The organism is Streptomyces exfoliatus, from assembly GCF_000725545.1.
Classification (GTDB): domain Bacteria; phylum Actinomycetota; class Actinomycetes; order Streptomycetales; family Streptomycetaceae; genus Streptomyces; species Streptomyces exfoliatus.
In genome coordinates this window covers 156,171-176,688 of record NZ_JNZP01000029.1, presented here as the reverse complement: position 1 = coordinate 176,688, position 20,518 = coordinate 156,171, and the positions used below count along the sequence as shown (strand labels likewise).

The following is a 20,518-nucleotide window of genomic DNA, read 5'->3' as shown; positions in this document are numbered from 1 at the left end:
GGGTCGAACAGATACTCGGTGTAGAAGGAGTGCGGTGTGAACGCGGGTGGGGACCAGGACGGTTCGTCCGTGCCGGACGACGTGTGGGAGCGGTTCCTCCGGGAGTCGGTGGACGGCGTGGCCGACGCGCCCAAGGAACCGTCGGCGCGCGCCCGGCTCGTCACGGAACGCCTGCGCGACGAGCCCGCGGGCAGCGGGGGATGGCGTACGCACACCCCGCCCCCGCCCCGGCGGAAGAAGGGCTGGTACGTGGTCGGGCTGCTTGCCGCCGTGGCCCTCCTGGTCGTGGCGTTCGACCCGTGGCGGATGATCGGCTCGACCGACGGCGACGGGCCGCCCGGGCCGCCGCTCGCCCAGGAGTCGGAGCGCCCGGACGGCGCCCCGCCCGTCGAACCGGCCGGGCGGCCCACGCTCGACCAGCCGTTCAAGGGCTCACCCGCCGCGCGCTGGGCGGACGGAACCGCCGGGATCACGGTCCCGGCGGCCCGTGCCACCGGATGGATGAGCACCGCGCAGGTGGAGAAGGCCCTCCGGCAGACCCGGGACTTCCTCGCCGCGTCCAACCTCGACCCGGCCGTGCTGGCCGGGGAACGCCCCACGAAGGCGATCGCCCTGATCAACCCGCACCAGCGGGACGTCAAGGACTTCCTCGCCGCCGCGTTCCGCACGCCGACCGCGGAGAACGACCCGCTGCTGCTCTTCAGCCGGTTCGACACGACGCACGCGCGCGTGGTCGGCGACGTGGTCAGGACCCGCGGCCGGATCACCTACGGCGAAGGCGCGAACGGCGCCCTCCGGGTGACCACCGACGTCACCTACGTGTATCCCGTCGTACGGGCGGCCGCGGCCGGCGGGGGCGACGAGATCGTGCGCACGATCGCGCGGCGCGAGGTGGTCCTGGACTGGCACGACCCCTCGAAGGTCGTCACCGCGCCGGGGACCTTCTCCCTCGTCTCGTACAAGGTCGACATGACCAACGGCGGCTGCGACACCCACACCGGCTACTTCACCCCGGAGTTCGGCGAGGGAGGCCAGGACACCGGCACGGCCGGCGGCGCCACCGTCGACCCGTACGACCGCAGCACGTCGATGGACGAGGGCCCGCAGTCCCCCGACGGCGGCTGCAGGACGGCGACGCGCTCGTAAGGCCGTGTCCGGAAGTCCTGCCTGAGGACCCGGCTCACGCGCGCGCGTGCCGGGCGGGAACGCCGGTGTCGGGTTCCCGCTGGGCGTCCCACAGTCCGACCACCGCGGGGAGTTCGACCCGGGAGCGGATGCCGAGCCGGGCGAAGACGCTCCGGAGGTGATGGTCGACGGTCCGGGGGCTCAGGGTGAGCCGGTCGGCGACCTCCCGGTTGGTGGCGCCCCCGGCGACGAGGCGGGCGATCCGCTGCTGTTGCGGCGTCAGCCGCCCCAGCGCCGCCGGATCCGTGACCCCGCCCGTGGTGCCCCCGGTGGCGCGCAGTTCCGAACGGGCGTGCTCGGCCCAGCCGTCCGCCGCGGCGCGTTCGAAGGTGACCAGGGCGTCGCTCAACGGACCACGCGCGTCGCCCGGCCGCCGACGGCGCCTCAGCCACGTGCCGTAGGCGAGGAGGGTACGGGCACGCTCGAAGTCGTTGCCGCAGCTGTCGTGACGGCGCACGGCCTCACCGAACCAGTACGCCGACTCCTCGCCCCGCGCGAGCAGCGCCCGGCAGCGGGCCAGCTGGGCAGGTGCCGAGCCGTCGATGCCCTGGACGGCCCAGACCGCGTACTCCTCGGCCGCCACCCGCGCCTCCGCGCGCCGCCCGGACGCGACGGCCGCCTCCACGAAACAGGGGATCACCAGCATCCGCAGCGCGAAGTGGCCGCCCCGCGGACCCGGCCGGACGAGCGGCGCGAGGCGCGACGCCGCCTGCGCCGCCAGACCCCGCCCGAACTCGGCCCGGGACAAAGCCCATTCGGCGAGCGTCGCGGCCTGGACGAGCCCGTGCGGGAGCGCCGTGTCGAGGGCCCGCCCGGCGTGCTCCGTGACGGTCGGCCCGTCACCGGCCACCGAGGCCACCAGGGCGAGGACGGCGTGCTGATGGGCGGCGATGTTGCACTGGCCGGTCAGCTCGGCCGCCCGCAGCCCCTCCCGGGCGGCCCGCGCGGCCCCGCTGTACCGGCCGGCGCGCAGCTCCGCGTAGGCGAGGTGCTCCAGGGCCCGTGGCACCAGGGCGGTACGGTGCTCGGCCCGCGCGCGGGCCAGCGCACGGGCGTGGATCCGGGAGGCCGCCACGGTGTCGCCGAGCACGAGCGCGGCCGAACCCGCCCGCAGCAGCAGCCGGGGATCGTCCAGGGCGCCGTCCCGGGCGACCACCCGCGCCAGGGCGGAACGGGCCTGGTCGAGCCGTACGGTGAGGGCGGCGCGCAGCCCCTCGACGAAGTCGCGCTCGGTGCCCCGGGGCGTGGCCCCCGAGCCGAGGGCGGCCAGGCACGCGGCGACGTCGCCGCCCGCCCAGGCGGCCTCCATCGCGAGGAACCGGGCGTCGGACGCCTCCGCGGGCTCCCGGTCGTCGAGCAACTCGGCGGCCTGCAGCAGTACTTCGTGCGCCTCCATGACGGGGCCGCCGCCGAGCGCCGCGAGACCGCGGACGAGCTGGGAACGGCCGCGGACCACCGGAGCGAGGGCGCGTACGGCGGCCGGCGGGCCGAGCCGGTCGGCGCGGTGCCCCTCGCCGCGGGCGAGCGCGGGGTCGACCGGTGCGGAGGGACGCGCGACGGGCACGGAGTGCGGCGCCGGCGCGGCCGGCGCGGGCTGCGCGGATGCCGGCGTGGTCCGGTCGCAGGCGGCGGCGCGCTCGTGCCCCGCGTACCAGGACGCGGGGGCGGACGCGAGTGCTGCCCGGCCGAGGAACGGGTCTTCAAAGCGGAGCGCGTCGCCCCTGCGGCACAGCAGACCGTCCGTGATCAGACCGTCCAGCGGCTCGACGGAGGTGCGGGTCGCCCGCGCGGTGGCGAGAACGGCGCCGAGCGTGACCTCGTACGCCTGGAACACCTCGGGACCTGCCGCGAAGGCCTGCGACCCCTCGTCGCCCCGGCCCGCCAGGGCCACCACCGCGAGCAGCCGGCGGGAGTCCACCGGAAGACCGTCCACCAGACCGCCGTACACCTCGGCGAGGACGGTGCCGTCGACGAGCGGCCCGGACGGGGGTACGGAGCCGTGCGCGGGACCGGTCGCGAGGCGCCGTACCGCCGAGGCCAGCACACCGGGGTGCCCGGCGGCCTCGTCGAGCAGCCGCTCCGCGACCGCGGCCGGCGGCGGCACCGCGCACAGATCGCCCAGGAGCGCCCGCGCACCGTCCCGGGAGAGCCGCCCGAGGCGTACGGTCTCCGCCTCGGGCACCTCGGGAAGGCGGTGGTGACGGGCCGCCGACACCAGCCAGGCCGTCCTGCCCGACCGGGGGCCGGGCTCCCGCCAGGCCGTGGTGAGAGCGGCCCGCGAGTGGGCGTCCCAGAGGTGCAGGTCGTCCAGGCAGATCAGTACCGGAAGACCACCGGTCAGACCGTCGACGGCCGCGGTCACACCGTCCTCGCCCCGCGCGAGCCGCAGCGCCCGACGACCGGCGGACGGGTGGGGCGCGAGGGCGGCGCACAGGGCCCGCACCCCGCTCCAGGCGCCCCGGTGCGCGGGCGCGGCGATCCGGTGGGCCGTGCCGGGGAAGTCGTGGGCCGCCCGCGCGAGGAGCGCGGTGCGCCCCTCGCCGGGGTCGCCGGTGACGAACAGGACGCCGCCGGCTCCGGCGCCGGCACGGGCCGAGAGCCTGGTCACCGCGGCGAGTTCGGCCGGACGGTCGTACAGCCGCGGGCCGGTCGCGGCGGCTTGCGTCGATCCGCTCACGGCGGTGACGTTACCGACCCGTAGGGAACGGCGGAAGGCTCCCGGGCATGGGCGTGGGCCGTGGCCCAGACCCGGGAGCCGTGTCCTGTGACGGCGCACAGGGCGCCGCCGCAGGACCGGTCGATCGTCAGGAATCGTGCGGGCAGGTGCCCCGGTACTCCTCGATCGTCAGGCTCGGCCGCGGCAGCGGGCAGAGGAACTGCTCGTAGCGGGTGTCGTTGTCGATGAAGCGCTTGAGCCAGGAGATGCTGTACTTCGCGATCGTCGTGTTCGACGTGTTCGGGGTGAAGTGCGTGGCGCCGTTCAGCTCCAGGTACGCCTTGTCGAGCGAGCTCGGCAGGCTCTGGTAGAAGGGCTCCGAATGGCTGGCGACCGGGGCGACGGTGTCGCCGTCCGCGCCGATGACCAGCGTGGGCGTGGTGATCTCGGGCCAGCTCTTGTCCGTGTTCCACCCGGTCAGGGGGATCGCGGCCTGCAGCGAGGGCCGGCTCTTGGCGGCTTCGAGCGTTCCTCCGCCGCCCATGGAGTGGCCCATCACACCGAGGCGGGTCGAGTCGATCCGGCCCCGCACGGAGCTGCGCTCGGTCAGGTGGTCGAGCGCTGCCAGGAGCTGACGTCCGCGGCTGTCCGGCTGGTCGAGGGTGGTGAGGGTGTCGATGGTGAACACCACGAAGCCCTGCGAGGCCAGGCGCGGCCCGAGCCAGGCGATCGAGGACTCGTAGGCGGTGAAGCCGGGGGAGATCACCACCGCGCCGAACGTTCCGTCGCTGGTGGACGTCGGGTAGTAGATGGTGCCGCCGCCGAAGCCGGTGGCGGCGAGGGAGGAGACGGAGGTCTGGGAGACGGCGTACGGGCCGCGCAGGGCCTCGATGCTCGACTGGCTCGGGGCGGGGCCCCGCTCGTACGGGTTGGCGGCGGTGCCGGCGGCGCCGGCGCTCGGGGTGAGGAGCAGGGTGAGGCAGGCGGCGGCGGTGGTGGCGGCTGCGGCGATGTGTCGTTTCACGACGGAGTCGTCCTCTCGTGTCGTGTGACGGCCGCCCCCCGGGGGAACCGGAGGGCGGCGCGTCCTGCACTGGCCCGGTCACTGTCGGCGCGGCACGACACGACGGCATCGGCAGAACCACCGGTCTCCGCTCAGACGAGGGCCTCGACGGCGGTGAGAGCGAAGGCGTGGTCCTGCTCGGGGGCGCCGCCGCCGACGCCGATGGCGCCGATGAGCCGGCCGTCGCGGTGGATGGGCACGCCGCCGGCGATGAAGAGCAGCGGCCGGTCGAGGGCGGTGGTGAGCGAGTGGAAGGGGCCGTCGGGCTTGACGAGGTCGACCAGGTCGGCCGTGGGTGCGTCGAGCTGGAGGGCGGTGTACGCCTTGCGGGTGCTGGTCTCGCCCGAGATCAGCACCGCGCGGTCGTCACGGCGGAAGGCGAGCGGGTGCCCGCCGGCGTCCAGCACGGTGACGCTGACGGTGACCCCGGTGCTTTCGGCGGCGCGGCGGGCGGTCGCGACAAGGCGGTCCGCGTCGGCGGTCGTCAGCGGGGTGACGGCGGTGGTGCTCATGGTGCTTCTCCTCGGGGCGGGATACGGCGGTGTACGGCGGTGTACTGCGGTGGGGGAAAGAGGGGCGTCAGTGGTGCACGGGGGTACGGGCCTCGGCGCCGGTGCCACCGGCGCGGACGGCGTCCGCGGCGACGGGCTCCGCGCCAGGAACGCCGGCCGCCGGGGTCCGGCGCTCCAGCGCGGCGGACCAGAAGGCGAGGCCGAGGGCGGCCGCGGCGAGGGCGGCACCGACCCAGTTCGGGGCGGTGTAGCCGTAGCCGGCGGCGATGACGACGCCGCCGAGCCAGGCGGCGAGCGCGTTCCCGAGGTTGAAGGCGCCGATGTTGACGGCGGAGGCCAGGGTCGGCGCGCCGTGCGCCTGGTCGAGGACGCGCTTCTGCAGCGGCGGCACCGTGGCGAAGCCGAGCGCGCCGACGAGCAGGACGGCGACCGCGGCGAGGACCTTGTCGTGGGCGAGGACGGTGAACAGCGCGAGGACGATCGCGAGCCCGCCGAGGGTGGCGTAGAGGAGGGGCATCAGGGCGCGGTCGGCGTACCGGCCGCCGATGAGGTTGCCGAGGAACATGCCGACGCCGAAGAGGACGAGCAGCCAGGTGACCGCGCCTTCGGAGTAGCCGGCGACCTCGGTCATCATCGGTGCGATGTAGGTGATGGCGGCGAAGACGCCTCCGAAGCCGAGCACGGTCATCGCCATGGCGAGCAGCACCTGCGGGTTGCGGAACGCCCTGAGCTCCCGGTCCAGGCGGGCGCCCTCGGGGCGGGGCATGGCGGGTACGAGCCGGGCGATGCCGAGCAGCCCGACGACACCGAGCGCGGCGACGACCGCGAAGGTGGTGCGCCAGCCGACGGCCTGCCCGATGAAGGTGCCGAGCGGTACGCCGATGATGTTGGCGACGGTCAGGCCGGTGAACATGGTGGCGATGGCGCCGGCCTTCTTGTCCGGGGCCACGAGGCCGGCGGCGACGAGGGACCCGATGCCGAAGAACGACCCGTGGGCGAGCGAGGCGACCACACGGCCGGCCAGCATCGTCCCGAAGCTCGGGGCGAGGGCGGACAGCACGTTGCCGACCACGAACAGTCCCATGAGCAGCATGAGCATCCGCTTGCGGCTCACCCTGCCGCCGAGAACGGTCAGCAGCGGCGCGCCGACGACGACGCCGAGCGCGTAGCCGGTGACCAGCAGCCCGGCGGTGGGGATGGAGACGCCGTAGTCGGCGGCGATGTCGGGCAGCAGCCCCATGACGACGAACTCAGTTGTTCCGACCCCGAAGGCCCCGACGGCTAGAGCGAGGAGCGCGAGCGGCATGGCTCCACCTTTCCGCATGTGCTTGAGCAAGCTGTTTACGAGCTGCAACAATAATTGCAGACGCGCCATAAACGCAAACGCGGGTAGCGTGCTCATGTGAGTTCTGGGTGCCGGGCGGGATGGAAGCTCGTCAGCTCTTGGTCAGAGCGCAGGTGTAGGTGGAGGAGCCGGAGCCGCGGTAGGCCTCGATGTCCACGTAGTACGTACCCGAACCGGATGCGGTCCTCGTGAAGGTGAGGGCTTCGTCGGTGCCGGCGCCGTCGTTGACGGAGCGCTCCAGTGTGCTGCCGGAGGAGTCGAGCCAGTAGAGGTCGGCGTCGTAGGCGCCCGGGACGGCGCACTGCACCGACGCGTTCTGTCCTGAAGCCAAGGTGACCTTGAAGTGGTCGCGGTCGCTGGTCGACTTCATGCTGCCGTTCAGAGCGGTGGGGGAGGAGAGGCCGGTGGCATCGTTCGCGGTGTCGCGGGTGTCGTTCGGTTCGGTCTCCGTCAGGCTGTCGCCGGACGGGTGGCCGCAGTCGGTGACGGGGGTGCCGTTGTAGGGGTTGGCGTCGGTGACCCCGTTGGTGACGCTGCGCAGGTAGTAGCCGCACGTGGGGCGGTTCCTGAAATCGAACGTCGATCCCGGCGTGAGGCGCCAGATCTTGAAGTCGGAGTACGTCAGCGGCTTGCGGTCCACGGCCTGCTCGGGCTGATGGTCGGCGAGGATGACGTAGGCGTCCTTGCCGTACTCGGTCGCCATGCCGTTGCGGTCGATGAACAGCGAGCCGCCGCCCTCCTCGACCCCGACGGCCCAGGCGGCGCCACCCGTGGTGAGTCCGTCCTTCACCGCCCGGGCGACGAACGCCATGCTGCGGCCCATGCGGTCGCGCGTCACGAAGTGCGAGTCGTTGACGACCCCGCCGTAGTGGGCCCACTGGAACATGCCGGTGGTGAAGCTGATGTGGCGGTCGTAGGGATTCGCCAATGCCTCGCCGCTCGTGACGCTGCCGTTGCAGGCGTCGTACACGAGGGGGCTGTTGATGTGGTGGCCCGCGCTGCCCCCGCCCGATCCGCCGCCCTTGGCCACCACGGACTCCACGGAGGCTTCGAGGGCGGTTCCCTTCCAGGTGGCGTACCGGCACTGGTCGCCCCCGGCGAAGTACACGAACTCGGCGTTGCGTACGTCGGTGTTCACCTGGTTGTTGTTGCCGTCCGTGGCCGCGGTGAGCGTCCAGGTCGTACAGGAGTTGACCCCCGTCAGAACCATGACGGAGTCGCACTCCGGTGTCCTGCTGCCCGAGGTCGGCGCCGAGCCGGCGAGCACGACGACGTCGATGCTTCCCGTTCCGCCGCGGATCTCCTCGATGGCTCTGTTCATGGAGGCGGGCACGACGGCACCGGCTCCGTTCATCGTGAAGGCCGGGCCGTTCCACGAGGTGCGGCTGACGTCCGCGGCGGAACCGAGCCGGACGCGCTCGGCAGCCGCGTGGGCGGGCTGCTGTGCCGTGAGCGACATCGTCAGGGTCAGCAGCGTGACGGCCAGTGCCGGGGCGGTTCTGCGGGTGGCGGGTGACGCCATGATGCGCTCCATGGGGGAGAGGGGTGGTGTCGGTGGGGAGGGCCGCGAGTGCCGAAGTGACGTACCGGCGAGTGCGATCTCCGGATCCGAGTTGGTAGCGGAACTTACAGATGGTTCCTCCATTGCGGAAGATGTATGGCCCGTATTCTCTCCGCCGCAGTTCACGACTGCTCTGTTGGCAGCTGAAACGGCACGAATGCCTCACGATGCGATGGATTCAGTGGCTCTACACCGACGTAACGCGCGATACATCTAGCCAACTTGTTCTCCGGTCTGTAACTTCCGTGCTGTGACCGGCGGCTGGAAGCCGTCGGCTGAATTCCCGAGAGGTTCGACCCCGATGAACGCTCGTGTTACCCGCTGCCTTGCGGCGGCCGTCGTCACGACCACGGCCCTCGCGACGCTCGCCGCGTGCGGAGACCCTGACCCCGCCCCCGCCGCAGGCGGAACGGTCACCATCAACGGCGTCCAGATCAAGAAGGACCCGGCCCTCCACGCGATGTTGCCGGACGGCATCAGGAAGGAGGGGAAGGTCCGCGTCGCCACCGACGTGCCGTACCCGCCCTTCGAGATGTTCGTGAAGGAAGGCGAGACCGCGCTGACCGGGCTCGACTACGACCTGGGCCAGGCTCTCGGCGGGAAACTCGGCGTGACCTTCGCCTTCACGCCGCAGAAGTTCGACGGCATCGTCCCCGCCATCCAGGCGGGCAAGTTCGACGCCGCCATGTCGGCCATCACCGACAACAAGGAGCGTCAGCAGGTCGTCGACTTCGTCGACTACTCACAGTCGGGATCCGCCATCCTCGTCGGCAACGACAACCCCGCCAAGATCGCCGATCTCGACGACCTGTGCGGCAAGAAGGTCGCGGTCCAGACCGCGACCAACCAACTCGACCTCCTCAAGGCCCACCAGGCGAAGTGCGCGAAGGCCGGCAAGGGCGCCATGGAGATCCAGACCTTCCCCAAGGACTCCGACGCCCAGCTCGCTCTGCGCTCCGGCAAGGTCGTGGCCCAGGTTCTGACGAAACCGGCCGCCGGCTGGGTCGCCAAGACGGCGGACGCGGGCAAGGCCTTCGACCTGGTCGAGGACCCGGCCGCGCCCGGCGGCTACAACGCCTCACCCAACGGCATCGCCGTCAGCAAGCAGCAGCCCGAACTGACCGACGCCATCCAGAAGGCCCTCCAAGCCCTCATCGACGACGGCACCGTCACCAGGATCTACGACAAGTACGGCGTCGCCTCGATCGCGGTCAAGGAAGCCACCAAGAACGCGGCGGTCGACTGAAGATGACCGACACCACTGCCTCCTTCACGACCACATCCACCCCCGAGGCGGCCGTACAGGACCTCGAAGTGGTCCCCGTCCGCAACTACGGACGATGGATCGCCGCGACAGCGTCGATCATGGCACTCGTCGGACTGATCGGCTCACTGGCGAAGAACGACAACCTGCACTGGGACGTCGTCGCCACGTACCTCTTCGCCGACCTGATCTTCGACGGGCTTGCCACGACCCTCTGGCTCACCGCCGCCGCCATGGCCCTCGGCCTGGGCCTGGGAACCCTCATCGCGGTGATGCGGCTGTCCACGAGCCCCGTGCTCTACGGACTCGCGAACGCCTTCGTCTGGCTGTTCCGAGGCACACCGCTCCTCGTCCAGATCATCTTCTGGGGATACGCCGCAGCCCTGTACAAGTACGTGAAGATCGGTGTCCCCTTCACCGACATCACCTTCCTCCAGGCCGAGACGAACTCCCTCCTCACCCCCGCCGTCGCGGCCCTGCTCGCGCTCGGCCTGAACGAGGCGGCCTACGCCTCCGAAATCGTCCGCGCGGGCATCCAGTCCGTCGACCACGGACAGGCCGAAGCCGCGCACTCCCTGGGGATGCGTCCCGCGCTCACCATGCGACGGATCGTCCTGCCCCAGGCCATGCGCGTCATCATCCCGCCGATGGGCAACGAGACCATCAACATGCTCAAGATGACCGCCCTCGTCTCGGTCATCTCCGCCCACGACCTCATGTCCAACATCCAGGACGTGTACGCGCAGAACTACCAGGTCATCCCCATGCTGGTCGTCGCCAGCCTCTGGTACCTCGCGCTCGTCACCCTGCTCGGCATTCCTCAGGCGTGGCTGGAGCGCCGGTACGGACGCGGCACCGCCCAAGCCGGCCACGTGTCCCCGCTGCAGCGGATGCTGGGAGGAGCCACGGGGTTGACCGGCAGGAAGAACAAGGAGACGGGCCGATGAACGCCCCCATGGTGCGCGCCGAGGGCGTGCGCAAGCACTTCGGAAAGCTCGAGGTCCTCCAAGGGATCGATCTCACGGTCGAGCGTGGTCAGGTGTGCTGCCTCCTGGGTCCCTCGGGCTCCGGGAAGTCCACCTTCCTGCGGTGCATCAACCACCTGGAGACGGTCGACGGCGGCAGGCTCACCGTCGACGGTGAGCTCGTCGGCTACCGGCAGCACGGCAACAAGCTGCACGAGCTGCGCGAGCGGGAGGTCGCCGAGCGCCGCCGCGACATCGGCATGGTCTTCCAGCGCTTCAACCTCTTCCCCCATATGACCGCGCTCGACAACGTCATCGAAGCCCCGGTCAAGGTGGGCGGGGTGCCGAGAGCGGCAGCCAGGGAACAGGCGCGGCAACTGTTGGAGCAGGTCGGCCTCGGTGACCGAGCGGGGTATTACCCGGCCCAGCTGTCCGGCGGTCAGCAGCAGCGCGTGGCCATCGCACGAGCCCTCGCGATGAAGCCCAAGCTCATGCTGTTCGACGAGCCCACGTCGGCACTCGACCCCGAGCTCGTCGGCGACGTCCTGGACGTCATGCGCCGGCTTGCCGCGGACGGCATGACCATGGTCGTCGTCACCCACGAGATCGGCTTCGCCCGCGAGGTCGGCGACACCGCCGTCTTCATGGACCAGGGTGTCGTCGTGGAAGCGGGCGATCCGCGGCAGGTACTCGTCGACCCGGAGCAGGAGCGTACCCGCGCCTTCCTGTCCAAAGTCCTGTGAGCGCGCCCCCTCGTCAGCTGCTCAGCGCGGAGCTGCTGACCCTGGCACGCGCTCGCCACCCCCAGTACCTGACGGACCTTCGCGATCTCGTCTCGATCGACTCCGGCTCCTACAGCCCGGACGGCGTCAACAAGGTCGCCGACTGGGTACAGCGGCGCCTCCTCCGCATCGGATTCGACGTCGAGCGGGTCCGCTTCCCGGCCGACCACCGCTACCAAGCCGGTGACGCCGTCATCGGGCGCAAGCGCGGCAGGCTCGACCCCGCCGCGGACGGTCGCAGGATCCTCCTCGCCGCACACATGGACACCGTCTTCGACGACGGCACCGCGGCCGACCGACCGTTCCACATGAACGGAGCCATCGCCTACGGTCCCGGCGTCAGCGATGACAAGGGCGGACTTCTGGCCGGCCTCACCGCCCTGGAAATCCTCCACGAGGTCTCCGCGCAGGACTTCGGCGAGCTCGTCTTCCTCGCCACCCCCGACGAGGAGATCGGCTCGCAGATCAGCAGGCCGCTCATCGAGAGGACCGCGCAGGGCATGCACTACGGCCTCGGCCTCGAATGCGCCCGTGAGAACGGTGACCTCGTGGTCGCCCGCAAGGGCGTCGCGGACTTTCGGCTGACGGTCACCGGCCGTGCCGCGCACGCCGGCATCGAGCCGGAACGCGGTGCCAACGCCGCTCTCGCCGCCGCCCATCTCACGGTGGAACTGCAAGGACTCAACGGACACTGGGACGACGTCACCCTCAACGTCGGAGTCGTCCGCGCCGGCACCCGCCCCAACATCGTGTGTGCCGAAGCCGAACTGCACGTCGAAGTCCGCGCCGCCACCACGGTCGACATGAGGCGTGCCACCCGGGCCATCGTCCAGGCCGCCGCCTGTCCCGCCGTGCCCGGCACCGCCGTCACGGTCGAGCAGATCGACCTGTGCCCCCCGATGGAGGACACTCCCGCCTCGCGAAGGGTCTTCGAAGCGGCACGCAAGGCCGCGTCCGCCTACGGCGTGCGGCTGGGAGCCGCCGTCACCGGAGGAGTCGGCGACGCCAACCTCATCGCCGGTTCGGGAGTGCCCACGCTCGACGGCCTCGGCCCCGTGGGAGGGGCCGACCACACCCCTGGCGAATGGCTCGACACCTCCAGCGTCGCGCACCGTGTCGCGACGCTGGCCTCTCTGATCGCCTCGCTCGGCAGCGCCGGCAACGACTCCTGACCCGTGCGACAAGCCGGGCCCAGCAGAGCCGTCTGTGCCGCCATCGTCCCCGGCAGTCTCTCCCGTCGCCCTGCCGGGCACCGACCAGGCCCCCCGGCGGACAGCCGTGGGCCCTGGTCACACCCCACCCACACCGCCCACGGAGGCATCATGCGCGCTCACCCCGTATCCGCACGCCGCGTCATCCTTGCCGGCAGCACCGCACTCGTACTCGGTCTCCTCGCCTCCACTCCCGCGGCGCAGGCCACCCCTGTCGGCCCGCGGCACCCCGGCTCGCTCGTTCTGGTGGGCGGTGGGCTCAAGGACGACAACAGACAGGTCTACGGCGAGATCATCAAGCGCGCCGGCGGACTGAAGGCGCGCATCGGCGTGATCACCGCCGCTTCCGTGCCGGAAAGCCAGGATCCCGACGCCGACGACCCCGAGCGGTGCAGCAACTCCGCCTGCAACGGCAACCACTACGCGAGTCTCTTCAAGAAGCACGGTGCCGCCGACGCGCAGTGGGTCCCCATCGACCTCGACCACATCGCGAACGCCGACTCCGACAGCGTCGTCGCCCAGGTCAACGCCATGACCGGCTTCTTCTTCGGAGGCGGGGACCAGTACCGCTACGTCACCACGCTCCTGAACGGTGACAGGCACGCCGACTCCAAGGTCCTCGCCGCCATCCGCGCCAAGCTGGCCCAGGGAGCCGTCGTCGCCGGATCCTCCGCCGGCGCCCAGATCGCCTCCGGACCCGACATGGTCAGCGGCGGCGAGTCCTACGAGGCGCTCCGCGACGGCAGCAGCCCCGGCTACTTCGACGACGCGACCCGCCTCGGGTACGTACCCCGAGGCGGATTCGGCTTCCTGCGCTCCGGGCTCATCGACACCCACACCGGCGCCTACGGCCGTGAGGGACGTGCCCTGCGACTGGCCGGCGATACGCACCATGACCGGGTCTACGCCCTGGAGGAGAACACCGCCCTCGTCGTCGACGACCCCGGTAGCGCCGACGAGCGTCTGTCCGTCCTCGGGCCGAACGGCGTCGCCGTCCTGGACCTTCGCCACGCGCACACGCGCACCACCACGGCCGGTTGGTCCCTCCGCAACGCCCACTACACCTACCTCACCAACGGCGACCGTTACGCCGCCCGCACCGGGACCCCCCTTCCCGCGCCCGGCAAGAAGCTGTTGATCCCACGCGACACCACCCCGGTGCCGGCCAACAGCGACGTCTTCCACTCGCCCGCCAACCCTGACGGCAGGCCCTACGCGTTTCGGACCACCGCCCGTGAACTCGCCGCCCGTCTCCAGACCCGGGCCACGGCGACGACGTACGAGACCCAGCCCGGCTTCACCGTCACCTTCACCGAGCCGCGTGGCTTCACGGCCTGGTCCGACACCGCCGACAATCCGCAGACCCTGATCGGCCTGCGCATCGACATCGCGCCGAAGTAGCCGTCGTCGCCGCCCGGCACGCGGGCCTGCACCCTCAAAGGCCGGCCCCGTCACAGTGATCACCGGGCTCACCGTCGCGCCTGACCCGGCTCTCCACGCGGAACCGCCCGCCGACGTCCGCTCCGCCGGAGCAGGTGGATGGGCAGCGTCGCACTGTGCCCCGGCAGGACATGGACGGCGCCAGAAACTTGCGTTCGGAGGCGTCCGAGATCACCACGGTGATCGCCTCGATGGTTCCTGTGAACGGTGCCGGGTGGGAAGAGAAGAGGCGCTTCACCAGCGAGGTCACGGCCCTTCTGGCCGCACGATACGGCAGGTGGGCCTGCGGACGGGATTGGGCGGTCGGTGAGGGCGGTGGTGGCGGCGTCGTCACGAGCTGGTGCTGCACCTCCCATTCCGTAGGCGAGCCTGAAGTGACGGCCGCCAACGTGGTCGCGTCGCTGCTGGAGTGGCGCGACTGGCTGGAGGAGCTGGCGGACCGGTTCGAGCTACTGGCTCCGCCCGACGGAACGGATGCCGAGGACCGCGGCTGGCACCTGGAACGGGCGGCCAGCCGACTCGTGACCGTGGTCGTGGACCGGACGAGTGCGGAATGCGGCTGGTACGGCTCTGCCACAAGGTGCTGACGTGGTTCCTCTCTTCCACTGGCATGGGGGCGGACGATGCGAAGAACATGGTCGACACCGCGATCGGCGGACGCTTCAAGAGCTGGACCGTGCCGCCGCAGACCCTGATCGACGCAGTGGGAGAGGATCTCGCCGCAGATCTGACCGGAGTGCGGCCCTACCGTGAGCGCTGATGCCCTGGCCGCCTGGATCCAGGTCAGGAACCAGATCGACTGGACGTCCGCGGCCGGTGAGGTGCCGGCCCCCGTCGAGCCCGTCGTGGACGGCCTCCTGAGCTGGTGCGGTGAGGGGGACCGTTCCTCGGATCCCGCTCGAAGCCGCCGACTGTCCGAGGCCATGGCTCAGTCACGCGTAGACGCTTCTCGTAGGCGCCCCCTCACGTGCGCACTTCTGACGGGATGGCAGCAGCTGCTCCTCGGCATCCCCGAGGTCCAGTTCCGGCAAGGCGACGCCTTCGCCAAGGGCGGCCGGGAACGCTACGCACTGACGCCCCACACCCAGCGCGACTTTGAGCTGCGTCTGCGGGACAGCACCGACCCGCGAGTCCCTCTGGCCTCCCGCGCGGCCAGGGCCTACCTGGACGTGGCCTTCTTCCATCCCTTCCCGGATGGCAACGCTCGCCTCGCCATGCTCACCCTCGCCTACGTTCTGGAGTTGCAGGGGGTTCGACTGGACCAGGTCGGCCCGTTGCGGACCACGCGCTGTGCGGACGACGACGCCGGAGCGGCAGACCTGGCTGGCCTGGTCTTCGTCCTCATCCACTCGACCCATCGACGGGGCTCCGGATTCCTTCGATGAGGGGGCAATGAGGCACGGCTCCGGGCGAGGGGGAGCAGAGGTGCGCTGAGGGCGATGGCCGGTGCCGTCGTGCTGTCGTCACCGGGGCCTGGCAGGTGACTCCATGGCGTCCAGCAAGCGGTCGGCAGTCCAGTGCGGCCCACGGCGACGGAGCGCCTCGGACCAGCGCGGCAGGCCCTCGACGTGTGCGAGGAGACGGCGCACAGCCGTACCCGTGTCGCCCTCGGTCAGCGTCGCCGGGTTCAGACACGTGGCCGGCCGTGCGCGCTCGGCATCGTGGGCTAGGGAGAACCGGTCGCTGGAGAAGGACAGGATCAGCGCCGGAGTCGCGGATGCCACGCGCTCGGTGAAGGAGTTGTCGTTTCCTCTCGTTCGTCACCGAGTTCCTCGCCTTCATGGCCGAGGGCTGCCCTCGGGAGCAGTGGAGGTCATGGCGCCGCCCTCTTTCGCCCGCCAGCGCTCCGCGGAACAACCAGGTGGGAACGGAGGGAAGAGATGACCGGCCAGGTCGATCCGCCAGAGGTGCCCCCCGGCGCAGTCGCACTCGTAGAGGCCGGCCCTGGGGGTGTACGCGCCGGGTGTGTGTGTCTCGATGAAGGCCATCGGATCTCCTTGGCAGCTCATGGGTACGGTTCGTCACGGCTTATGGCGATTTCGCGTCGTTGGATGCGACTTTGACCCGTACGGCGCGCGTGCTTCAGGCAGGTGGTTCCATGCAACGCCGAAGGGCGTGCAGGGCCCGCCTGATATGACTCTCGAAGGCTCTGCTGCCGACCCGTCGAGCATCATGGAACGCTCAGCCGTCCACGTTGCCCGGGTGCTGGTCGCGTGCGGCGCCTGTCGGCGACCTTGAGTCGACTCCGAACATCGAGCGGAGACCATGGCTTGCTCCTATGGCACGAGAATGCACCGTCCCTCACACGGTCCGTCGAATCGAAGCGCTGCGGCAATACGCATTGATATTGCGTCGAAAAGACCCGGGCGGGTAAATCTGCATCCCGCCCCTGGTCGCGCGGCGAAGCTCAGGTATCCGCTCACTCGCACGGAGTGAATGGTTCGAAAGGAATCAGAGATGAATCCCCGGACCCCCACCCTGGTGGCAGCCACCCTCGGAACATGCGCCATCGCCCTGAGCGCTGCGCTGCCCGCCTCCGCCGCCGACGAGGACAAGGCCACGGTGTCCGTCCTGCACGCCGTGCCCGGACTGACTGTCGACGTGTACGCCAACGGTGACGAACTCCTCCCGGACTTCAAGCCGGGCACCCTGACCGACCCCCAGGAACTCCCTGCGGGGAGCTACGACCTGAAGGTCTTCCCGGCCGGAGCCGACCCCAAGGGGACTCCCTCGATCCAGAAGACCGTGGAAGTCCCCGCGGGCGCGAACGCGACCGTCGTCGCGCACCTGTCGGCCGATGGCAAGCCCCAGCTCGCCGCATTCGTCAACGACACCTCGAAGATCCCCGCGGGGGAGACCCGGCTGACCGTGCGCCACGTCGCTGCCGCACCCGCCGTGGACGTCAGGGCACAAGGCCAGCCCGTGTTCAAGGCACTCGAGAACCCCAAGGAGGCCACCGCTGAACTGCCCGCCGGCACCGTCTCGGCCGACGTCGTCCTCGCCGGGAGCGACGACGTCGTGATCGGCCCGGCCGACCTCGACCTGAAGGAAGGCACGACGAACGTCGTCTACGCCTGGGGCAGTGCCGCGGACAAGAACCTCGCGCTCAAGGTCCAGACTCTGACCGGCATGCACGGCGCACCCTCCGCGGTGGCCGCCGGACTCGGTCAGCCGAACAACTCCGGTGCCTGGATCGCCCTCTCCGCCGGAACCGGACTGCTCGCGCTCGCCGGCGCCCTCACGGCTCGTCGTGTGGTGGCACGCTCCCGTGCCTGAAGAACGCAGGGCCGCACCGTCCCGAAGGCGTCCGGCGTACTGCGTCGCAGTCGCAGTGCTGGCCGCCTCCGGAACGGCCGCGCTGGCGGTCGGAGTGGCACTCCAGCCGTCCGCCCGGGCTGCCCCGGACATCCCGGCCCGGACGTCACTCTCCGCCTCCGAGCCCAGGCCGGAGGCGTCCCCGGGTCACGCCTCCGTCTCACTCGGTCCCGCACCCGCACGGGCCGAGAAGTCACTCGGAGAACCTGCTCGCCCGCTACGCATCGAGATCCCGCGCGTCGGCCTCGACGCCTCCGTCACACCGGTCGGGGTCGGTCAGGACGGGAGCGCCCAGGTTCCCGCCGATCCCGGACTGGCCGGCTGGTACCGCTTCGGCCCCGCTCCGGGAGAGGCCTCCGGCTCGGCCGTACTGATGGGGCATGTCGACTCCCGTTCGGGAGACCTGGGCGAATTCGGCGCCCTCTTCGACGTCCGCGCCGATGACACGGTGCTGGTGCGACGCGACAACGCGCCTCCTGTCTCGTACCGCATCACGTCCCGCGAAACAGTCGACAAGAGCGAGCTGCCCGCGTCCGCTTTCGCCAGATCAGGCCCACCTGTCCTCACCTTGATCACCTGCGCCTCACCGTACGACCCTGACAAGGGCGGCTATCTGCGCAACCTCGTCGTCACGGCGGTCCCCTTCGCGGGTACAGGCTGACGGTTCGCTGCCCGGGAAGCCTGCGCCATGCGTACGCTGAACCCCGTGCCGGACGGACGTAGGCGAGCGGTCCGTGCCGAGGGGTTCCGTTCGGGGGCGACGGATCAGCGTTCCGATCCCGGCACGGGCTCGCCGTAGATACGGGCAATGGCGTCGAGAGCCTCCCGCAGACTCCGGGGCCGCAGCATGCCGGAGTCGGGGGTCCGGCCCGCCCAGCCGGGGCCCGCCAGCAACACCAGCGGCGCTGTCCGGGCACCGCGCAGACCGAACGTCACGCCCGCCAGGTGGCGTGCCAGTGCGTGGCTCGCCGTCGAACGCGCTTGAGACCACAGCACGACCGCAGCAGGTCCGCACCTGCGCACCGCCGAATCCAGCGCCTCCGCGGGGACGGAGCCTCCGAACATACGGGTCCCGAGACCCCGCTCGGACAGGCCTGCGGCAAGTGCTTCGAGCGGAAGCGTATGGGGCTCTGCGGGCACGCACGCAAGCAGCACCGGAGGCCTCGGCTTCCCCACGGAAGCGATGGCGGCGCGGCGAAGGGCGGTCGAGACCTGCCAGGACAGCAGATGCTCGACTTCGACGTAGCGGTCGTCCGAGGATTCCCATTTACGGCCGACGGCGTGCAGGGTGGGAGCCATCACCTCTTCCCAGGCGGTCACGAGGCCGTAGTCGGAGATCACCCGCTTCAGCAGCCCCTCCATCGCCGGGGCGTCCAGCCGGACTGCCGCCCGGGCCAGCCCCCGGCACTCCAGGCGTACGTCCCCCAGAGGCAGTCCGCCGCCTCCGACCGGCCTGCTGCGCGAGGAAGGATCGGCGTCGGACGCGGACGGGGCGAGGAGCTCCAGGTCCGTGCCGGCGGGTTCCCGGCGGTCGCTCCGGGCGGCCCGAGCGGCTTCCGCCGGGGGAATTCCCGAGGCGGTGAGACGGCACATGTCCTCGAGCATCGCGACGTCGGTGGGGGACCAGCGCCGGTGTTTGCCATCCGCGCGGATGGCCGGCCCGATGCCGTAGCGCTGCTCCCAGGAACGAACGGTGGTCGGCGACACCCCCAGGCGTCGGGCCAAGGCCCCCGTGGTGATTCCCGTGGTCGTCTGTGCCATGCGATCCCCTTACGGTGCATAAACGCTGCGTAGCGGGTCAAGCGCTGCATGACTCCGGGGAGGCCGCCCGCCCTGCGCCGGATGCGCCTGCGCGACGCGCCGGCTACTCCCGCGGTGGAACCGGTGACGTCTCCGTACCGGCTCCGAGCTGGTGCGGCCGGAGGCGGTGTGCCCAGTCTGTGCGGGGAATGTCGAAGGGCCTCCGGTACGCGGACATCTCGCCCGGCAGGCGGTCGGTGGGAGGTCGCAGCGGATGCGAGGCGGGGTCCGGCGGCGGGGCCTCCCCGTCGCGGACCTTGGTGCCGAGGACGAACGCGCCGATCAGGACGGCGACGACGATCACTCCGATCAGAACGAGCACAGTGGCCTCCCGTGAAGCGAGGGATGTACGCGTTGTTTCGGTCGCCGGTACGCGTACGGATGCGCGGGGGAGCCATCTCTGCCCCCTCGACACGAGGGAGGGCGTCATGCCGGAACCGCGACGGGCCGAGAGGCAGCCACTGACCGGAGGAACGCCGTGCGAGGAACCGTGAGTGCTGCTACGGGTCAGATCAGCCCGGTGCGCCTTGCCACACTCTCGGACATCTTCATCCTCTCGTGTCCTTCGTTGCCGATCCGGTCCAGGACCGCGGCGACCAAGGATTCCACGAGAGCCAGGGCAGGCGTGAGACTGTCGTACGGAGAGTCGGACGTCACCTGAGTGGTGAGCACGACGTCCGCGTGGGCAGCGGCCGGCGACAGCCATGGGTCGGTGAAGACGATGACTTTCCCACCTCGCTCGCGGGCCAGTTCGGCCATGACGGTCTTGTCGGGTTCGTAGCGCCTGTAGTCGAACACCACGGTGACGTCGCGGCGCGCGAGCTGCGTGAGGAAGGAAGTCCGTTCCACATCCCTGTCGGGCAGGAAATGCACCTGGTCACGAAACTGGGTGAGATGCAGACCCAGGTACTGGGCCAGTAGGTGGGTGAACCTGCCGCCGGCAACGTGCACGCGACGGCGAGGATCGCTCAACAGATTCACCGCGTCGTAGAACTCATGCGGAGCGACCTCGTCGAACGTCTGCGACACGGCCTGCCGCACGAGCGACAGCGCTGCCCCGAGCCGGGGATCGCTGGTCCCCTCGGGCCGTGTCGACGTGCTGTGTTCCGACGATCCGGAGTTCTCGTACAGGGAGATGGGGGAGGCCGTGCGCGCGTCGAGTTCGGAGCGCAGAGCCGCCTGCAGGTCGGGGAAGCCCTTGAAGCCCAGACGGGAAGCACAGCGCAGGACCGTGGGAGAGGATACCGATGCCCGCTCCGCGATCGTGGCGACCGTCTCGAAGACCGCAGCCGGATAGCCGGCCAGCAAGACCCGCGCGACCTTGCGTTCGGCCGGACTGAGATCTCCCAGTCGCTTGCGAATCTCGTCGGCCAGCGTGTGGCTCATCGACCTTCCTCCCCGGTGTGGCCTCTGCCAAAT

19 protein-coding genes are annotated in these 20,518 nt (G+C 70.9%); 11 read left to right on the top strand and 8 right to left on the bottom strand.

Annotated features, from left to right (window positions below):
* The first annotated feature begins 36 nt into the window (after positions 1-36).
* Positions 37-1,146, top strand: coding sequence for a hypothetical protein (locus tag IO20_RS0129045; RefSeq protein WP_030555169.1), 1,110 nt, complete (start codon positions 37-39; stop codon positions 1,144-1,146).
* A gap of 34 nt (positions 1,147-1,180) precedes the next feature.
* Here IO20_RS0129045 and IO20_RS0129040 read toward each other — a convergent pair whose 3' ends face one another.
* From IO20_RS0129040 to IO20_RS0129020, 5 genes are all read right to left on the bottom strand, one after another.
* Positions 1,181-3,862 (bottom strand): helix-turn-helix transcriptional regulator, encoded by a 2,682-nt coding sequence (locus IO20_RS0129040; protein WP_051874779.1) that lies wholly within the window; start codon positions 3,860-3,862, stop codon positions 1,181-1,183.
* A 127-nt stretch (positions 3,863-3,989) separates the two neighbouring features.
* Positions 3,990-4,865, bottom strand: a complete 876-nt coding sequence (gene bdeA, locus IO20_RS0129035) for a bis(hydroxyethyl) terephthalate hydrolase (protein ID WP_030555164.1) — start codon at positions 4,863-4,865, stop codon at positions 3,990-3,992.
* 131 nt (positions 4,866-4,996) lie between these two features.
* Positions 4,997-5,416 (bottom strand): GlcG/HbpS family heme-binding protein, encoded by a 420-nt coding sequence (locus IO20_RS0129030; protein WP_030555162.1) that lies wholly within the window; start codon positions 5,414-5,416, stop codon positions 4,997-4,999.
* A 67-nt stretch (positions 5,417-5,483) separates the two neighbouring features.
* The gene (locus tag IO20_RS0129025; RefSeq protein WP_030555160.1) at positions 5,484-6,722 is read right to left on the bottom strand and encodes an MFS transporter; all 1,239 of its coding nucleotides are present in this window, start codon (positions 6,720-6,722) and stop codon (positions 5,484-5,486) included.
* 130 nt (positions 6,723-6,852) lie between these two features.
* Positions 6,853-8,283, bottom strand: a complete 1,431-nt coding sequence (locus IO20_RS0129020; RefSeq protein WP_030555158.1) for a pre-peptidase C-terminal domain-containing protein — start codon at positions 8,281-8,283, stop codon at positions 6,853-6,855.
* A 340-nt stretch (positions 8,284-8,623) separates the two neighbouring features.
* Here IO20_RS0129020 and IO20_RS0129015 point away from each other — a divergent pair, with 340 nt between their 5' ends.
* From IO20_RS0129015 to IO20_RS0128970, 10 genes are all read left to right on the top strand, one after another.
* Complete coding sequence (locus tag IO20_RS0129015; RefSeq protein WP_030555156.1) at positions 8,624-9,568, top strand: ABC transporter substrate-binding protein; 945 nt, start codon at positions 8,624-8,626, stop codon at positions 9,566-9,568.
* A 2-nt stretch (positions 9,569-9,570) separates the two neighbouring features.
* A complete protein-coding gene (locus tag IO20_RS0129010) occupies positions 9,571-10,533 on the top strand; it encodes an amino acid ABC transporter permease (RefSeq protein ID WP_030555154.1) in 963 nt (320 codons plus the stop codon).
* Positions 10,530-11,294, top strand: coding sequence for an amino acid ABC transporter ATP-binding protein (locus tag IO20_RS0129005; RefSeq protein ID WP_030555152.1), 765 nt, complete (start codon positions 10,530-10,532; stop codon positions 11,292-11,294). Before IO20_RS0129010 ends, IO20_RS0129005 begins: the two co-directional genes overlap by 4 nt.
* Complete coding sequence (locus tag IO20_RS0129000) at positions 11,291-12,505, top strand: M20 family metallopeptidase (RefSeq protein WP_030555150.1); 1,215 nt, start codon at positions 11,291-11,293, stop codon at positions 12,503-12,505. Before IO20_RS0129005 ends, IO20_RS0129000 begins: the two co-directional genes overlap by 4 nt.
* 150 nt (positions 12,506-12,655) lie before the next feature.
* On the top strand, positions 12,656-13,945 hold the full coding sequence (locus IO20_RS0128995) for a cyanophycinase (RefSeq protein ID WP_030555148.1): 1,290 nt from the start codon (positions 12,656-12,658) through the stop codon (positions 13,943-13,945).
* A 155-nt stretch (positions 13,946-14,100) separates the two neighbouring features.
* The gene (locus IO20_RS36990) at positions 14,101-14,571 is read left to right on the top strand and encodes a hypothetical protein (protein ID WP_051874776.1); all 471 of its coding nucleotides are present in this window, start codon (positions 14,101-14,103) and stop codon (positions 14,569-14,571) included.
* A complete protein-coding gene (locus IO20_RS40430) occupies positions 14,538-14,744 on the top strand; it encodes a hypothetical protein (protein ID WP_157850819.1) in 207 nt (68 codons plus the stop codon). Before IO20_RS36990 ends, IO20_RS40430 begins: the two co-directional genes overlap by 34 nt.
* A complete protein-coding gene (locus IO20_RS0128985; protein ID WP_245685085.1) occupies positions 14,734-15,369 on the top strand; it encodes a Fic family protein in 636 nt (211 codons plus the stop codon). Before IO20_RS40430 ends, IO20_RS0128985 begins: the two co-directional genes overlap by 11 nt.
* A 1,072-nt stretch (positions 15,370-16,441) precedes the next feature.
* A complete protein-coding gene (locus IO20_RS0128975) occupies positions 16,442-17,260 on the top strand; it encodes a DUF4397 domain-containing protein (RefSeq protein ID WP_030555142.1) in 819 nt (272 codons plus the stop codon).
* Positions 17,261-17,354: 94 nt separating this feature from the next.
* Complete coding sequence (locus IO20_RS0128970; RefSeq protein ID WP_051874793.1) at positions 17,355-17,960, top strand: class F sortase; 606 nt, start codon at positions 17,355-17,357, stop codon at positions 17,958-17,960.
* A gap of 104 nt (positions 17,961-18,064) precedes the next feature.
* On the opposite strand, the gene IO20_RS0128965 is transcribed toward IO20_RS0128970, so the two are convergent.
* The 3 genes from IO20_RS0128965 to IO20_RS0128955 all read right to left on the bottom strand — a co-directional run bounded on the left by IO20_RS0128965 (position 18,065) and on the right by IO20_RS0128955 (position 20,485).
* Positions 18,065-19,060: a MerR family transcriptional regulator gene (locus IO20_RS0128965; RefSeq protein WP_037636465.1), complete on the bottom strand. Its 996-nt coding sequence runs from the start codon at positions 19,058-19,060 to the stop codon at positions 18,065-18,067.
* A 103-nt stretch (positions 19,061-19,163) separates the two neighbouring features.
* Positions 19,164-19,421: a DUF6479 family protein gene (locus tag IO20_RS0128960; protein WP_051874774.1), complete on the bottom strand. Its 258-nt coding sequence runs from the start codon at positions 19,419-19,421 to the stop codon at positions 19,164-19,166.
* A gap of 185 nt (positions 19,422-19,606) precedes the next feature.
* A complete protein-coding gene (locus tag IO20_RS0128955) occupies positions 19,607-20,485 on the bottom strand; it encodes a MurR/RpiR family transcriptional regulator (RefSeq protein WP_030555133.1) in 879 nt (292 codons plus the stop codon).
* Positions 20,486-20,518: the final 33 nt, after the last annotated feature.

Excerpts from the sequence above, each read along its gene's own strand:
- IO20_RS0129005 (WP_030555152.1), top strand. The coding sequence starts at position 10,530 with ATGAACGCCCCCATGGTGCGCGCCGAGGGCGTGCGCAAGCACTTCGGA.
- IO20_RS40430 (WP_157850819.1), top strand. The coding sequence starts at position 14,538 with ATGCGGCTGGTACGGCTCTGCCACAAGGTGCTGACGTGGTTCCTCTCT.
- IO20_RS0129025 (WP_030555160.1), bottom strand. The coding sequence starts at position 6,722 with ATGCCGCTCGCGCTCCTCGCTCTAGCCGTCGGGGCCTTCGGGGTCGGA.
- IO20_RS0128995 (WP_030555148.1), top strand. The coding sequence starts at position 12,656 with ATGCGCGCTCACCCCGTATCCGCACGCCGCGTCATCCTTGCCGGCAGC.
- IO20_RS0129010 (WP_030555154.1), top strand. The coding sequence starts at position 9,571 with ATGACCGACACCACTGCCTCCTTCACGACCACATCCACCCCCGAGGCG.
- IO20_RS0129030 (WP_030555162.1), bottom strand. The coding sequence starts at position 5,416 with ATGAGCACCACCGCCGTCACCCCGCTGACGACCGCCGACGCGGACCGC.
- IO20_RS0129020 (WP_030555158.1), bottom strand. The coding sequence starts at position 8,283 with ATGGCGTCACCCGCCACCCGCAGAACCGCCCCGGCACTGGCCGTCACG.
- IO20_RS0128965 (WP_037636465.1), bottom strand. The coding sequence starts at position 19,060 with ATGGCACAGACGACCACGGGAATCACCACGGGGGCCTTGGCCCGACGC.
- IO20_RS0129015 (WP_030555156.1), top strand. The coding sequence starts at position 8,624 with ATGAACGCTCGTGTTACCCGCTGCCTTGCGGCGGCCGTCGTCACGACC.
- IO20_RS0128955 (WP_030555133.1), bottom strand. The coding sequence starts at position 20,485 with ATGAGCCACACGCTGGCCGACGAGATTCGCAAGCGACTGGGAGATCTC.
- IO20_RS0128975 (WP_030555142.1), top strand. The coding sequence starts at position 16,442 with ATGAATCCCCGGACCCCCACCCTGGTGGCAGCCACCCTCGGAACATGC.